A 15,951-nucleotide genomic window follows, 5' to 3' on the forward strand; every position below is an offset into this window, starting at 1 on the left:
ATCTCCGCTACCCCCCAACCGCTGAATATTTCTTCATGGATATGCGCCACGTGAGACGAGATAGCCATAAAAACAGAAGTATCCACCCGCACTGGATGAGCAATCCTTGATACATCGCCGCCACTTCCGTTTTGCCGCTAAGTACATTGACTGGAAAATAAATGGTATACGGAAACGGCGTGTACTGAAGTGCCTCCACTATCGAATCCCCAAAAATCTCCAACGGGAACATACCTCCGCTCAGAATATTCACAAGCAGACTCGTAATGACGAAAAAATAAGAGATTTCGTTCAGATAAAAAGCACTTGCACAGATGCAGTAGGAAATCAAGAAATTGAGCAATAGCGCCGCCGACAACGTAACTACGAACAAGATCAGCCGTATGATCTGGAACTCAAGCACACCACCTGCAGATGAGATCCAGATAATCCCGACGAGCAGCACAGCGGTAACGCCGTAATAGATCGCCTTCTGTCCGAAAAAGGATACTAGCCGATATCCGAAGTAACTAACCGGTTTGATCAAATACTTGTTGAGGCCGCCGTTCTTGATATCATCGACGATCTGGTGCTCGAACTGGGTGGCGATCAGTTTGGATACCAGGCCAGCCAAGATTGTATACAATATGATCTGATTATATGAATACGAGAATAGCGCCGTTTCGCCGGAATGTTGGTACACCGCTGTCCATATAAAATATTGAACAAGAATCGGAAACGCAGCTCCGAGAAGACCGAGAAAGAAGTGAAATCGGTATTCCATCGATTGCTGCACACCCATCGAAAAAACAGCCGTATACAATTTGCGTCCAGTCATCCGACCGATTCCTTTTGGTAGAGCATGGAGATACTCTCTTCGATCGGTACGTCCTCAATCGTCCAGTCAACGATTGGAAACGAATCAAGCACAGCACGCGACACTTCTTTTAGACGGTGTTTGGGCAGCTCCAGAACAACACTGTATTCGTCTGCGCTGATCATTTTCCCAAATTTGGCCAGACGCTGCTCGGCAACCGGCTCCGAGAACTGCAACTTTACAATTTTATGCTCGCCAAACAGATCATTAATCTTATGAAGATCTCCGTCATACAGAAGACTTCCTTCGTTAATGATGATTGTCCGTTTGCACAGGTCCTCTACGTCCTTCATGTAGTGGCTGGTCAGCAGAACCGTGGCACCAAACTGCTCATTATAATATTTCAGAAATTCCCGCACCCTCTTCTGCGAAGGGAAATCCAGGCCGATCGTTGGCTCGTCAAGATACAGCAGCTTTGGTCGGTGGATTAGAGCTGCGATTAGCTCCATTTTCATACGTTCGCCCAAGGACAGCCTGCGAACCTGTACATCCAGCAAGTCTTGCACATCAAGCATCTCTGATAGTTCGGCAAGACTTCGACGATAGAGATCATCCTCGACGTCATAAATACATTTGTTCAAATAAATCGAATCGCTGGCCGGAAGGTCCCACCAAAGTTGATTTTTCTGACCCATTACAATGGAGAACAGCCGTTTGAACTCGTTCTTTCGCTCCCAAGGTACATAACCAAGGACGTCGGCTTCTCCACTTGTGGGATATAGAATACCCGACAACATTTTGAGCGTCGTGGTTTTACCTGCTCCGTTCGGACCCAGAAATCCAACGCACTCCCCAGGGCCGATATCAAAGGAAACGGATTTAACCGCTTCCTTCACAAGTGATTTGCGAGCAAACAAGTTTTTCAGTGAATGTTTGAGTCCTGCTTCTTTCCGGTAATATACAAACGATTTGTGCAGTTCTCGTACACGGATAAAGTCCATCCCCGCTCCTCCTGAATGATTGCATGTTTTCCCTTATTGGTGCTTAAAGTTAAAGCGATTAAACTCCGTTGTTATACAGAAGCACACATTTGGAGCAAATCGGTGTCAAACCGCAGGCTAGAATCTCGCGTTGTTTTCGCAGATCCTCACCATGAAAAATATCGGCCACACTTTCTTCATATAAATTACCAACACTGAATTCCGGAAAAAATTTGCATGGATTGACCTTACCGTCTGGCATCACGTCCATCCGGTTCGAGATCGAGAAACACTTGGTCCGATTCATAGCCGGCTTTTCACTACCTCGAATAAAACCTTCTACTTCTTCGGGCTCCAACGCAGGCTGATAGCGGATACGTACATTCCACACTCGTGAATTGACTCGTTTAAATTCCTCAATTAATGTATCGTAACGATCTGGTGAAATGTGAAAAGTGAACGAGTGCCAGCTGTTCTTGTGGTCGCTTGCAAAGCGGGAGGCAAGGTGCGGAAAGTGCGCATCAAAGTAGGTATCCATTTTTTCCGCCGTATCGGAAGGGATGTACCATGGGAAGCAGAAGTACACGGAATCAACGCCCAACTCTTCAAAGAATTCCATCAAGCTATACAGCTGATCAACCATCTGGTCATTTACGGTCAGAGCAACGGACACTTTACCTTTGTACAAGCCCTGCTTTTGAAGATCCAGCAGCAGCTGTATGGCATGAATTACTTTTTTGAATGTGCCTTTGCCCCGAATCGCGTCATTCTCCTTCTCGAATCCTTCCAGGCTAACCAGCATGACTAAATTCTTAGACATTTTCAAAATGGAATCCAGCTTTTGTTCAATGAGAATCGCGTTTGTACAAATGGTCGTATGCCGGTCTTCCTTGGCCAGCAGTTCTGCCAGTTCATCGAACTTGGAGTAAAATAGCGGTTCTCCGCCCCACAGGAACACACGTGATTTGCGTTCTCTCGTTTCGGCGAGCAGTTTCTCCACGACGGGAATCTCGATTTCGTCTCTCTTCACTTCACTGGCAAAGCCGTGATGAAAACCATCTGGATTCCATTCAAAACAATGCTTGCAGCGCAGGTTACAGCCGTTATTAAGCTTGATTCCGATCTCATAAGGCACGGGCGCGGCATACGTCGGGTCCTCCCGGCGTTTCCTTCCCGTTTCTGCGAGCGGAACGAGGGTTCTTTTCATATTTTGGAATGTCAGCTTATCAAACGTAACTGCTGTTTTCGGCTGCATACGTTTTCCTCCCCAAATGATTGATTTTTGATCGCTGCTCCAGCAAACGTCTGTACAGCTCTTCGAGATGTTGTTCCGAGTAGTGTAGGGCTTTCCATTCTGCGAACCGGATACCAAAACCACAAGACTGCCAATAGTTTGAATTCTGAAGCTCATGGTCGCCGAAAGGCTCCAACATAACAAAAGGTATTCCGTAGGACAACGAATCGTTCAATGTTGCTCCTCCAGGCTTGCTGATAATAGCAGCGCAATTGCGCATCATATCCGTGTAATCAGAGTAATTACGCAGCGGAATTGCCCGAAGAATGCCTTCTTCACGCACATATCGGTTCATTGGTGGAAACGAATGCCGCCCTTGGGCATCCCGACTCCACGGATTCCATGAAGCATCTGTACCGAAGTAGCGTGTGCTTCCATCGTCCTCCTCCACCTCTGAAGCATCGTAGACAATCACATTCAGCAAATAACCAAGTTGGCGAAGCTCACTAATCGTTGACGCGTACGTTCCTATCCCCCAGCCGCCGCCATGGATCAAAATGCGTCCGTCACGCTGTGCATAAGGCAGGAGCTCCTTTTCATCTGAGGCAATATAGCAATCTGGAGACAACCTTGAAGGCTCGTAAAGCCAGACATTATCGTAATCCGGATACAAGGACTTGTGTACTTTAAACGATGGCGTATCGCACGCATCCAAACGGATCAGTTGAATATCCAGAGACGTGTGCGCAATGGATTTGTACCTCTCCAGGATCGGGAGCCAAAAACCGGTAAACACAGCAAACTGGGACACGCCATCACGTAACCAGGATTCCAACAGGAACTGAACTTCTGCTTCATTTAGGGAAGAATCTACAGGCTTGGCCAGCTTATGTCCCATAAGGGCAACGGAGAAATCGGCATGAAATGCTTTTTTGGTAGAATTAATCTTGGACCTGATTTCTTCATGATACAGATTCTCCAGCACGTGAATGCCTGTTTTAACACCTCTATCTTGCAGGTACGTATGCAGATGCATAGCCGGAATGTATGCACCAAGCGAATTGCCCGAAGCAAGCAGGGTAACCGAAGATGAATTCATGCGCAGCCTCCGCATTACAGATTTAGTTGTACACTTTAATGGACAAGTCGGCGAGTACCTGCCTCAGGCTTACGATCAGTTCACTGCGATGTTCTTCGTCACGGCCCACCACCGAGATATACAGTCGTCCCTTCGGCATTCCGCGATGACTCTGAATTCCCTCGGATTTTCGCCGAGAGGTCATAATACCATTCACCATTAAGGTGTTAGAGGAAATAGGTACAATTCCATACTTACCTTGCCCTCTGAATAGAAGACCAGATACATGCAGAGTGTCCATCAGACTTTCAAATGTGAAGCCTTCAGGTAGACCGAGAGACAGAAAGGTAAGCAGGCCACTGTAGCCGTACATTTCCCATCCTTTGTCAAGGTAAGTATTAATAAGACCCATGGATTGGCGGGCGTTAATCTCTACAATGGGCACGATAACCCCGTCCTCCAGAATCATGGAATCGAAGCAAACGAAACCATGGTATCCATCTTCAAATAATATCCGAAGTGCCTTTTCCATTGTATCGAAATAACCCGCGTTCTCCAGCAGAAGAAGCAAAACTTCATCTGCTCTAATAGAACCGCCGTAATTCTGCTGCTGATTCAACATGCGCTGAACCGAAAGAAACTCCCTCTCACCGTTCGTATGAATGAACCAGTGTGAGCTGAAATCAAGTTCTTTTCTCAGTAGTGGTTCCAGTAGAAATTGCGAGCGCATCCCCCTTCTCTCCTGCTTTTCCAGGTGCTCTCCTATCCTTCGCTGCATGGCTTCATTTTCAATGAGCAGGTTGCCCTTGCCGGAAACGCCAAATGGATCTTTTAGCAAATACGCCCCTCGCTTCAGCAACGTGTTTCCGACAGCCTGTACTTCTGCTACACTATTCACTTCCGTACCATAACACTGCTCTCCGATTTTGGTCAGGAGTCGGTTGGAGTAGAATTTGGAATTCACATGTTTAACCGTCTCAAGGTCCGGCAAAGAACCCAATGATCCAGCAACATGCATGTACCGCGCTGTATCAGCCGTAATGGCATATGGAGATAGATGTTTTACGTTGTGGGTCAATATTTCTTCACACTGTCGACTGTCTGAAGCAAGACTGAACATGCACTGCTTGAATACGTCCGGTTCCGGTAGGTAGCTCTTCTCATCGTTCAAATCAAAGTGGTAACGGTTATGAAAAGAAAAACCTAACCCGTTCAGATACTCGTACAGTTTTGGATCGATTTTGCAGCGGGTGTAGTGGATATCGTCAGGCTCGCAAAATGGAAATAACAGCTCGTCCATACATAGGACAATGGTTTCCCGGTCCTGATCAGGCATGGCGGGTAACTTGGCTAAGTTCGGATCTCTCCATCTCGTTTCGGGGTCAAACGTCCCCATAACGATCGCTGGAACCCCCCTGGCCTCACTTCTGGACATCTTCATACAATGATTGCTCTTGCGACTGGCAGCTTTTCAGAAATGTCATAAATGTATCGATCGACTGGAGATGCTCATAATCAAATTCGTCATAGTCAATGATTACGTTTAACTGATCCTCGACTTTGAGCATAAACTGAATCATTTGCAGGGAATCGAGACCAATATCGTTATTGAGTTCCGTTGCTGGGGACAGGGATTGGCGTAGTTCCGGTTGGTCTTCTTTGATAGTGCACAAAATATCTACGATTTTATCGTACATAACTACACTCCTTTAAAGTGTGATAATTGTGGGTACAACCGAAATTATTACGCTTACATATGCCATTCAAAACAAACCTGGTTTGGGTCTGATTTTCTCCTCCCTCTTCCAAAGTTACAATTATTATCTTTATAATGACATTTTATGTCAAGGGATAAAAACCTGTGATTTCGCACTCCCAACCAGGCTTCCAGCAACTATAAAACCGCTATTGTAGCGGCTTCCCAGCGTCGGCTTTCCGCATTTCATTTTAGACGATTTTCTCCCTTTGATAAGATTAAGACAAATTGTTAAAATTTATGTACTAACGTTAGAATCCACCCATTAATAGAAAAGGAGGCGAGAACGTGATTGAAATTAGGATTGAATTGGTACGTCAATTAATCGATAGTCAATTTCCGAAGTGGAAAGGCTTAACGATAACACCTGTAGAAAAAAGCGGGCATGATAACCGTACCTATCGATTAGGTGACGAAATGACGATTCGTTTACCAAGTCACGAACGTTACGCCTCTGCTGTAGAAAAAGAACTGAAGTGGCTTCCAGTTTTCAAACCTCAGCTGTCCTTGCCCATTCCAGCTCCCATTGCAAAAGGTGAACCTTCGGATGACTATCCCCTTCCCTGGTCAATCAACCAATGGATTGCAGGCGAGACTGTCACGCATATCAACGTACTCGACCTAAGCGTTTTTGCCGAAGAACTCGCTACATTTCTGAGAGAACTCGAAGCCATTGATGGTAGTCATGGCATACCCGCAGGCATTCAAAATTTTCATCGCGGTGGGAACTTAGCGGTTTATGATACAGATACAAGGACCGTAATTGAAAAGGTATCTGGCCATTACGATACAAAACTCATGACTGAAATATGGGAGCTTGCTCTGGCAACGAAATATCAAGCTGCACCGTTATGGCTGCATGGTGATGTTGCAGTAGGTAATCTGCTCGTGCAAGATGGACGATTATGCGGAGTTATTGATTTTGGAACTATGGGCGTGGGCGATCCTTCCAGTGATCTTGTGATGGCCTGGAACTTTTTTGATGATGTAAGTCGTGAGATATTCCTAAGCTGCATGAATGTTGACCAAGACACGGTTGATCGTGCCCGTGGTTGGGCTTTGTGGAAAGCACTCATCTCCTACGATTGGAATGAACAAGGCTCGGAAGCCTCGAATTGGGGAAAGCATGTCATAGATGTCATTATTCGTGACTATAAATCGCTCTAAGTATATGAGCCTAACAAATCCCTACGCGGGCGCACAGCCTCGCATAGGGATTTATTTTTGCTTATCCGTAGATTTGTTTTGCATTTATTTCAGCCATCCCATTTAACCCCTAAATCTTGCAATATTAATTACAAATCAGTGTTGACATTGAGCTTAGGATAAAGCAGTTCGTTATAACGGGCTGGTGTGATGATGTGGTGGAGATGCATATATGAACTGGGGAGCGTAAATTGATCTTTCTATTGTGAATTTTTCATATACTGAAATAATAATATAGTGCGCGAAGACAGGGTGCATTGAGTTGATGTTTGAAGTTTCACGATTAAATTCCCCCTTAATTCTTGGATGGAAATCTGGAGGAACCCCCCCCTCTCCATAGATATAGCTAATACGCTTTTATCTTTTATTGTTATGAATTTTTCATATAGTGAAAATATAAGGTTGTTGCGAATAAAAAAAGCCGCCTTTGAGGCGACTTTGGGATAATCACGCTAATTTTATAGCTGAAAGAATCAAGTTCGTCCAGTCCAATCAGTTCCCGCTACTTCTTTCCACCGTTCTCTAATCTCGTCGTATAACTCCTTACTCAGAGCTCCTTTGGCGACAAGATCGGCATTTTGCTGCCAACGGTTAGGTTTGGCTGTACCCACAATTGCCGTGTCTACCCCTTCTGTACTGAGCGTAAAACGTAATGCCGTTTCAACGGCTGATTGTGCATCTTCGCTCAGAAATCCATAACCAAGTTCATTCAAGCGCTTCCAGTATACAAAGGGATATGCTTCTTCCGGAAGCGAGTCATACGTCCATGCCGCATTGGCAATGGGGCGTTTGGAAATAACACCCATATTTCTCTTTCTCGCTTCTGGCAGCGTCAGATCGATGGCTTCCTGATCGGCAATGTTCAGCGAGGTTTCCAAGCTGTCGAACACACCTGTCTGAATCGCATAAAGTGCATCTGTCGTATCGCCACTATATCCAATAAATCTTGTTTTCCCGGCTTCCTTGGCTCGTTGCAGCACTTCTATGACTGCTCCTTGCCGAAGTACTTCTTCAGAGCAGCTATGAAGATGGATTACATCAACGTATTCCGTTCTTAGTCTACGAAGACTACGGTCAATCGTCTGCTCTAATACTTTGGCGTCCCAATCTGGGCCATCTATCCCAGCGGCATGTCCACATTTGGTAAATAAATAATAATCGTCTCTGCGATGTGATAGCACGTCTCCAATTAACTCTTCACTATCCCCATAACATTCAGCCGTATCAATGACGTTTAACCCTGCATCCAACGCACTGTTAAGCAATGTTTCTACATCTGCTTTGGATACGTTCTTGCCGATCTCCGCTCCACCAAACCCAAGTGTACTTACTTTCATGCCAGTGTTTCCGTAATTACGCAGTTCCATGGATCATTTCCTCCAAGCTTCGTGAATTTGGTTACAGATAATGAAAGTTCATATAGTACAAAGTAGTCCTCGGTATGTATTACCCTTATGTTGGGTATTACTCCCACTTGTTCATCTTACTTTATTTACTCCAACACGGATACACCCGTTGAATCAGGTTACGAAAAACTGACTCGGGTTCCCCAGTTCAGGATGAAATTTCTCACGGAAGCGTCCTCCCGTATATTCCCCTATGATTTTTCGCCAGAATGCCTGAGCAATGACATTGTTGCGAACCTGGGTTACTTTCCACCTTCCTGGAAAACGTCCAAACAGCTCATAAGCTGCCCGGGTGCCCACTCCACTACGCCGATATTTTTGCATTACAAAAAACTCGGTCAAATAGTAGTCATTATCTTTGCCGCCTGGTTCACAACGCTCTACTAATGCAAACCCTGATGGTGCCTCATCACTCGTAATCAAAAAAGGAAACTTCCGGTCTTCCTCTGACCAAAACGCGTCCAATCCGGGATACTCCGGGAAAATACCGTTACTATCCACATCAATATTCAAATATTTGGTAAAATCATACAGATAAAATTGCATTAAGTGCCGAATCACCTGACTGCGTTCCCAGGGAACCAGCTCTATGTTTATCTTCATCCGGTTCACCTCCTCTGCTCTACTTATAACTCATACTTTAAAGCTTTACATCGCCAAGGGCAAGGAAGATAGATGTGTGTTATTCCGGTTCCGTGAACAGGCTGTGACGATCTAAATATGGTAAACTAGGATATAGCATATTTTAGAAATTATTTTAACATGGGGGTGCCGAACTTGACCAATGTGCAAAAAGAGATTGACCGACGCAAGCTGGATGACAAACTGCCTTCCATGCCTTGGTTCGTTCAGCAATTCATTGACTATAAATTACCCGATTTATCTCCTTCAACTTTGCTTGAATATTTAAGGGATTATGAAGCCTTCTTTGGCTGGTTACGCGCGGAAGGATTATCCGAAGCAAGCTCCAATAAGGAAGTTACATTGCTTGAACTGGAAGTCCTTCGAATGGAATCAGTGACATCATATCGATTATTTTTGGCCACCAAGCGTGAAGGAGCCAACTCCAGAATCACGGTTTCCCGCAAGCTTTCTTCTCTGCGTTCACTCTTTCATTATTTAAGTCAGATTGCGGAAGACGAAGATTTCTACCCCCTGCTGAAACGAAATATTATGGCGAAGATTGAGATCAAACGTACCCATAAACCCAAAGATACAGCAGCCAAACTAAAGGGTAAACTTCTGGAGGAAGAAGAGTTACTGGAGTTTATCGGATACATCCTTGAAGGATATGCCGTGGATATGGAAAAGAACAAACAGGCGATTTACTCGCATGACCTAAACAAAGAACGAGATGCCTGCATCGCCAGCCTCATTCTGAATTCGGGTCTGCGTGTATCTGAAGTGGTGAACCTGAACGTGGATGATCTGGACCTCAACAATAAGCTGCTGTATGTATATCGCAAAGGTAATAATGATGAGACGTTTAAGACGCCAGTGTATTTTAGAGAACAAGCCAAGGATGAACTCGCAACCTATATCAATCTGCGCCAGTCACGTTACCGCACACCCAAACGGGAAAAAGGCTTGTTTATCGCTCTTCGCAATGGAGAGTCAGAAGGAAGTCGGATGACCAAACGAGCCATACAGGCCATGATCATGAAGTACGCCAAACAATTTGGCAAGCCGTACCTGACTGTGCATAAATTGCGCCATTCTTTTGCGACCGACTATTATTTGCAAAATGATATCTATAAAACGAAGGAACAGCTTGGACACGCTTCTACGGAAACAACCGAAATTTACGCGCACCTCACGGATAAAACGATGTCTGAAGCGATTGAACGACGTACAGATGATGGGATGTAGCCTATTGATGCAACTCAGCATGCAGATTTATTAGATCCATTACAAGGTAACTTAAAAAAGCGATTCTTCCAAGAGAATGTCTTGAAAGGATCGCTTCTTCATATTTATTGCTTCGCAAAATTAATAAAACATACTCTTTTCCTTACATTTCATTTCATTAGTTTACATAATAATTATTTCGTCATAATTTTCTTTTTTCTTCGTGACACTCAAGCGAAACCAGCCATCTTGCTATATCCCCTGTCTCAAGAACAGAATGCCAAACAAGGTTCTCTCTTACCTCCATATATTCTTTCTTATCATGCACCAGCCATGAAACAATCCCAATTACATCCTGTAACGTCTCGATCAGAGAAAAGTCTTTTTCTTCACGGACCATGACTAATTTGGGATATGGCGCTTGTTTGTATCCCTCAATGAGAATCCAGTCGTACGCTGATAGATATTTTATCATGTCTTCCAACGAAGTCGCTTGTCTTTCAATGAGTGCGGTACGTTTCTCCGACATAACAACGACTGCATCGGCCCCTGCTTGAGCAAAGCCGTAGGAATCGGTTCCTTCGTGATCCATCTCAAAATGATCATGTCCATCATGTTTAATTACAGCCACTCTTCGTCCAGCAGAAGTAAGGTAGCGAGTAAGTGCAGCAATTAAGGTGCTTTTGCCTGTGTTTTTATATCCAACAATCTGCATGATATATGGTGAACTGCTGCTTATTTCAGACATGTATGACCTACCTGACATGACCCGTGGGAAGTCTGAGAATTTGAACCTGTTCACCAGCAGGAATGCCTTTTTTCTCAGGCGGAACAATGATCAGGCAGTCGCTATCTTTAATAGTAATCATGACACTGGATTCGTCCACACGCGATGCTGAAGGTTTAGCATACACCCTTCCGTTTCGTATCTCTGTCCGTCCGCGTACAAAGCGCGTGAAATTGTTGACCTTCGTATAGTCATCATCCAATATCGCTGTCCATTCTTCCAAATATGGATGAGCATCAGCCTGCATCGTACGAATCGTTGGCCGAACAAATAACTCAAAGCCGACAAAACAAGCCCCCGGATTGCCCGAAAGTGCAAATAGCAGCTTGTCATTAACCACAGCAGCCGTCGTAACACTGCCGGGACGCATGGTCACTTTGTTAAACAGCATCTCCATATTCCCTTCCCGAACCAGGTCACCCATAATATCATAATCCCCAACCGATACCCCACCTGTTGTGACCACCATATCATTATGTTCAAGCGCTTCTGTAAGCTTCATACGTGCCGTATCTACATCATCGGCAATCGAACCATACATAACCGGCTCACCCCCCGCTTCAACGACCAGAGAACGAAGCATATAGCTGTTACTGTTCCGAATACGCCCAGGTTGCAATGGCTCGTCCACCTCCAACAACTCTGTACCTGTTGCAAAAATGGCTACCTTGGGGCGTTTGTATACAGGCACTTGACCTACGCCGAATGTCGCCAGCACGGATTGTTCACCTGCCTGAATAATCGTTCCTGCTTCCAGCAGCAATTGGCCCTCATGAACTTCCAATCCAATTGGCGTAATGTTAGCATCAGGCTGAATATGGCGCTTAAGAGCAATCCATTGTTCCCCATGCTCTTCTTTACTTTCAGTCATCTCCATCATAACAACAGCATCTGCACCTTCCGGCACCTGAGCTCCTGTCATGATCCGAGCAGCTGTACCTGATGTAATCGTAAGATCCGATGTATACCCGCATGGAATTTCATCAATGATACGAAGCCAAATCTGCTGCTCGCTGGATGCTTCAATCGTATCCGAACTCAGAATCGCGAATCCATCCATTCCGGAACGACGAAAGAATGGGTAAGGATGGGGAGCATGAATCGTCTCAGCAAGCGTTCGACCATGTGCTTGCTCAAGTGTTACTTTTTCTGTTGAACCCAAACCGACATGAGCAGCAACTTTCGCCTGCGCATCCGTTACTTGTATAGCTTTACGGATAAATTTCGAAGTCGTCATATCCGTTGAATGTGAATTTATTTTCAATGGTGATAGAACCTCCCTGAGTCATTTGTTCATATTTAAAAAGTGTAGCCCGAAAGCTAGGTCATGACAAGTACTCTCCAACATCCCATTCACATGAAAGACGAATCGTCAGTCCATAATATGTAAGAGAAAAGGAGCTGATCTTATTGAACCAACGATGCGAATTATGTGGAAGGGAGCCCGTCGAGACAACAGTTCATCACCTGACACCTAAAGAAATGGGCGGAACACACATGCCTACTGCCGATCTCTGTATCCCTTGCCACAAACAAATTCATTCTCTATATACGAATCGCGATATTATTACCTTAGGTTTAACCGAGATACAGGCGCTAAGGAAAGATGAGCGCATCGCTCCTTATATCCGCTGGATTCGCAAACAACCTGCCACAACCATTCCTCGTGTTCGAAAGTCTCATCATGTCCGCAAATCGTAAAACAAAAAGAACAGCATCCAAGGTCATGTTCAGTGGCATAGCTCGCTCCACCTTACCTTTTCACTGTTCTTCTGCTAATGCTTTAATATTGCGGGTCCCATTCATGAGAAGTGCTACCTACGCCTCATAATTCGGCCGCCGCCAACCCTCGTTTTGGGCTTTTTATAGGAACTCTTCGGTGAGTCAAATAATCCTCCAAGGCCGCCACTACTTTTATTACGATCAATTGTGCCTTTGCTTTGTTCCTTATTCCGGCTGAATAATCCTCCACCGGAGCCTACGCTTGAATCCTTATCGCTGCCACGACGGGTAATCGATCCTTTTCGGTCAACGGTAATCGGGGGAGCAACCTTTTTATCGCTGCTCGTCGGTGTCCGATAGGATCCTTCCCTTGGCTTATACGTGTCCTTGTTCGTATACCCCCGATACGTACCTGCCCCTCTACCCCCGAACGAATCAAACAAATTACCGATTAATGTTGCGGTTAAGTACCCTTGCAAAAAGGACGAATCATAATTCTGCCGAACATATTCCTTTGAATCCACCTCAACCAAGGTGTCTTCCGCGTTATTCGGGTCTTGCTGCAAATGATAATACTGGTCCTGATACACCAGGAACATCCGCTCTGTATTTTCCGCCGAGATCTGATCCGGCTTCCGCTGTTCAGATAATTCCTGAGCAACCTCTGGAACGGTGCGATCGGCAGCTCGGTACACATAGGATGTCGTATTACCACTGCCGCTGACCGATTCAAGCGGATATGTGTCCTGAACGGAAGGTGCTCCGCACGCGGACAGCAGGGACATCACAAGGCTGAGGACCAGCATTAATTTTAATCCATGTGCCAAGCGCTTTTTCATTGGAACCTCTCCTAGCTCGAACGAATCACTTTGATATCCGCAGGAAGAATGGACTCACCCTCATACAGCGTAAATCTTCTGTCTTGCCACTCCACACGCAATAGCATGTTATCATCAGACTGATATTGCCATACTAATTGTTCCCCAGCCTGACCATAGGGTGTCCTGCCTGCAGTGGTTACCATTCCTCCGTATTCTTCCTCCAGATGATACGCACGTCCATCCAAATCCAGCAATGTAGGCACCTCATCTGGTGCATCGAGACGGCCATCAATTGGTGTATAGAGGGCATACCGGGTCATTTCCCGTTCTTCAATATGCAAATGTCGGATTGCCGTGCCATCCTGCAACGTGAGGACAGCTGCATTTCGCGCTCGATGATGTACCCGCCCAACAACTTCATAGGTGACCAGCGAAACCTCACAGATATCACCAGGCGCCAGCTGAAGCATTGTTTTCTCTACCTTAGGCGGTTCAGGTTTGGCTATTATCCCTTTAATCCGTTTCCACACACTCATACCCATTACTCCTGTTCTTTATCTTATAAACAAGCTGCAATAATTAATGCGCCCACGATATGTAGTGCACCTGAGAACAAACCATAACCTGTCTTGCCCTGCTGTATTCCTGTATCCAGATCCAGGTTAGCCCATCTCCGGATCATAAAGTGAACCACACTCTCCAGTATCAACAAAATGACAAAGGAAACAACGGATACCAGCAACGCTTCTCCAAGATGACCCGCTGTCGAAATGGAGGTAGCGAGTACATACCCTTGAGCAAACAGCTTCATAACCATACGTGTCGTAACGGCCATATTGCCCGCCTTGACTTCGGCAAAATCCTTATACTTCGTGAATAAAGAATCCACATACATTAAGACAAACAGCAAAACCGAACCCGATAACGTCCAGACCAGCATTGCCAAAATGTTCAAATCCATTTACATAGCCCCCACATCTCAACATGAACCGCAATTAAAAGCGAAGGAGAAACGCTGGTCTCTCCTCCGCTGGTGCCCCTGCTTGCTTACAAGGTTTTAGTTCTTATTTTCGTATTGCTTCATCAACGCTGCCAGTTCATCCTCAACAGCCTGATCTTTGCCCAGCTTCTCGAACTCATCATCCAGTGATTTACCTTTGGACGACATCTCATTGCTGGCTTCAGCCTGAGCTTCCATCTGCATCATTTTTTCTTCCATACGCTTCATGCCGGCACTTGCAGTATCGGAGCCAAATCCGTTCAGCGCCTTGTTGATTTCGGTTTGAGCTTTTGCCGCGTTGTAGCGCGCAACCAATGTTTCACGTTTATTTTTCATTTGCGTCAATTGTTTACGCATTTCGTCCAGCTTGCCACGAAGGTTATCGGCAGAAGCCTTGTTTTGGTCATAGCTTGTTTTGTATTCGGCCATCTTCTCTTCAGCGACCTTCTTCTCTTCCAGTGCCCGACGGGCCAAATCCATATTCTGTGCACGCGCTGCTGTATGTGCTTGCTCCTCACGTTTCTTCACGAGAGCTTCCTGTTCTTCAAACAGCTGCTTGAATTTCTTCTCGATGGCAATCTGAGCAGCAACAGCTTTCTCCGCATCTTCCAAATCTTCCTGCATATCCCGGATATATTGATCCGTCATCTTGATCGGATCTTCTGCCTTGTCAATAATAGAGTTAATGTTAGACATCGTTAAATCGCGCAATCTTTTGAAAATGGACATTATGGTATTCCTCCTAGTCGATAGTTCATCCTTGTATATAATCATACATACGTGGCAATGTTCTACTCGTTTCAATTTTAACAAAAAAAATCATAAAAAACGATTTTAGCCTGCCTAGCCTATATGGAACTATTGAATCAATCGACCCGTTTGGCACAGCTCTTCATCAAGCAGTTTCTCTGCAGTCTGCACAATCTCATCAATCTGCATCCGCGTAATTGCATCAAAGTGAATCCCCATCACTACGGTAACGGTTACCTTTAAATGAAGGGCAGCCTTACGTGCTAATCTCTCACACAGTTCTTGTTCTTTATGTCCTGGAATATGGACTGTAGCCCCACTCACTCGTTCACGGTCTGGATAAAATGTGGCTACTGCTCCAATATGTGATCTACCTCCAGTTACCATAAACACTTTGTCTTCCCCTGCCTCAATCACCTGTAAACGAACGGAGTTTAAATCGTAGGTACTCATCCTGCTCCACCTGTCCTTTTAAATATGTAATATGTATATGTAATATGTAATGGTGGAATTATGGCTCCAATTTAATGATTCAGCAGTGAAACATCTCACATCATGCATAAATAC

The 15,951-nt window shown here is 45.2% G+C and carries 18 protein-coding genes; 3 read left to right on the forward strand and 15 right to left on the reverse strand.

The features are described from left to right. Positions 1-7: 7 nt before the first annotated feature. The 6 genes from DC345_RS19470 to DC345_RS19495 are packed head-to-tail and all read right to left on the reverse strand — an operon-like array spanning position 8 to position 5,785. Positions 8-817 carry an ABC transporter permease gene (locus tag DC345_RS19470; RefSeq protein WP_113054476.1) on the reverse strand — a complete coding sequence of 270 codons (810 nt, stop codon included), beginning with the start codon at positions 815-817 and terminating at the stop codon, positions 8-10. Next, on the reverse strand, positions 814-1,797 hold the full coding sequence (locus tag DC345_RS19475) for an ABC transporter ATP-binding protein (RefSeq protein ID WP_113054477.1): 984 nt from the start codon (positions 1,795-1,797) through the stop codon (positions 814-816). The genes DC345_RS19470 and DC345_RS19475 overlap by 4 nt, the downstream gene beginning before the upstream one ends. 58 nt (positions 1,798-1,855) lie before the next feature. After that, positions 1,856-3,031, reverse strand: a complete 1,176-nt coding sequence (locus DC345_RS19480; protein ID WP_113054478.1) for a radical SAM protein — start codon at positions 3,029-3,031, stop codon at positions 1,856-1,858. After that, positions 3,003-4,109, reverse strand: coding sequence for a glycosyltransferase family protein (locus DC345_RS19485; protein WP_113054479.1), 1,107 nt, complete (start codon positions 4,107-4,109; stop codon positions 3,003-3,005). Before DC345_RS19485 ends, DC345_RS19480 begins: the two co-directional genes overlap by 29 nt. A 22-nt stretch (positions 4,110-4,131) precedes the next feature. Next, positions 4,132-5,523, reverse strand: a complete 1,392-nt coding sequence (locus DC345_RS19490) for a hypothetical protein (RefSeq protein ID WP_113054561.1) — start codon at positions 5,521-5,523, stop codon at positions 4,132-4,134. Further along, entirely contained in the window at positions 5,510-5,785 is a 276-nt protein-coding gene (locus DC345_RS19495; RefSeq protein WP_113054480.1) for a phosphopantetheine-binding protein, read from the reverse strand. Before DC345_RS19495 ends, DC345_RS19490 begins: the two co-directional genes overlap by 14 nt. Before the next feature lie 347 nt (positions 5,786-6,132). Here DC345_RS19495 and DC345_RS19500 point away from each other — a divergent pair, with 347 nt between their 5' ends. Then, the gene (locus DC345_RS19500; protein ID WP_113054481.1) at positions 6,133-7,011 is read left to right on the forward strand and encodes an aminoglycoside phosphotransferase family protein; all 879 of its coding nucleotides are present in this window, start codon (positions 6,133-6,135) and stop codon (positions 7,009-7,011) included. Positions 7,012-7,523: 512 nt separating this feature from the next. On the opposite strand, the gene DC345_RS19505 is transcribed toward DC345_RS19500, so the two are convergent. Then, entirely contained in the window at positions 7,524-8,417 is an 894-nt protein-coding gene (locus tag DC345_RS19505) for an aldo/keto reductase (RefSeq protein WP_113054482.1), read from the reverse strand. 153 nt (positions 8,418-8,570) lie between these two features. Continuing rightward, positions 8,571-9,059, reverse strand: coding sequence for a GNAT family N-acetyltransferase (locus tag DC345_RS19510; RefSeq protein ID WP_113054483.1), 489 nt, complete (start codon positions 9,057-9,059; stop codon positions 8,571-8,573). A gap of 159 nt (positions 9,060-9,218) precedes the next feature. Here DC345_RS19510 and xerS point away from each other — a divergent pair, with 159 nt between their 5' ends. Further along, on the forward strand, positions 9,219-10,325 hold the full coding sequence (gene xerS, locus DC345_RS19515) for a tyrosine recombinase XerS (protein WP_113054484.1): 1,107 nt from the start codon (positions 9,219-9,221) through the stop codon (positions 10,323-10,325). 181 nt (positions 10,326-10,506) lie between these two features. Here the strand turns inward: xerS and mobB are convergent, their stop codons facing one another. After that, positions 10,507-11,052, reverse strand: a complete 546-nt coding sequence (gene mobB, locus DC345_RS19520; RefSeq protein WP_181586653.1) for a molybdopterin-guanine dinucleotide biosynthesis protein B — start codon at positions 11,050-11,052, stop codon at positions 10,507-10,509. A 7-nt stretch (positions 11,053-11,059) separates the two neighbouring features. Then, entirely contained in the window at positions 11,060-12,328 is a 1,269-nt protein-coding gene (locus DC345_RS19525) for a molybdopterin molybdotransferase MoeA (RefSeq protein WP_113054562.1), read from the reverse strand. A 173-nt stretch (positions 12,329-12,501) separates the two neighbouring features. On the opposite strand from DC345_RS19525, the gene DC345_RS19530 reads away from it, so the two are divergent. Then, positions 12,502-12,792, forward strand: coding sequence for a restriction endonuclease (locus DC345_RS19530; RefSeq protein WP_076289148.1), 291 nt, complete (start codon positions 12,502-12,504; stop codon positions 12,790-12,792). 113 nt (positions 12,793-12,905) lie between these two features. Here DC345_RS19530 and DC345_RS19535 read toward each other — a convergent pair whose 3' ends face one another. The 5 genes from DC345_RS19535 to lpdD all read right to left on the reverse strand — a co-directional run bounded on the left by DC345_RS19535 (position 12,906) and on the right by lpdD (position 15,837). Continuing rightward, a complete protein-coding gene (locus DC345_RS19535; RefSeq protein WP_113054486.1) occupies positions 12,906-13,652 on the reverse strand; it encodes a DUF4247 domain-containing protein in 747 nt (248 codons plus the stop codon). A gap of 11 nt (positions 13,653-13,663) precedes the next feature. Next, a complete protein-coding gene (locus DC345_RS19540; protein ID WP_076289146.1) occupies positions 13,664-14,170 on the reverse strand; it encodes a DUF4178 domain-containing protein in 507 nt (168 codons plus the stop codon). A gap of 23 nt (positions 14,171-14,193) precedes the next feature. Next, positions 14,194-14,595 (reverse strand): DUF350 domain-containing protein, encoded by a 402-nt coding sequence (locus DC345_RS19545; protein ID WP_090899776.1) that lies wholly within the window; start codon positions 14,593-14,595, stop codon positions 14,194-14,196. A 96-nt stretch (positions 14,596-14,691) separates the two neighbouring features. Then, on the reverse strand, positions 14,692-15,363 hold the full coding sequence (locus tag DC345_RS19550; protein ID WP_024634017.1) for a PspA/IM30 family protein: 672 nt from the start codon (positions 15,361-15,363) through the stop codon (positions 14,692-14,694). A gap of 129 nt (positions 15,364-15,492) precedes the next feature. After that, the gene (gene lpdD, locus DC345_RS19555; protein ID WP_113054487.1) at positions 15,493-15,837 is read right to left on the reverse strand and encodes a prenylated flavin chaperone LpdD; all 345 of its coding nucleotides are present in this window, start codon (positions 15,835-15,837) and stop codon (positions 15,493-15,495) included. Positions 15,838-15,951 lie beyond the last annotated feature (114 nt).

The sequence above is a fragment of the Paenibacillus taichungensis genome, assembly GCF_003287275.1.
Taxonomy (GTDB): Bacteria; Bacillota; Bacilli; order Paenibacillales; family Paenibacillaceae; genus Paenibacillus; species Paenibacillus taichungensis_A.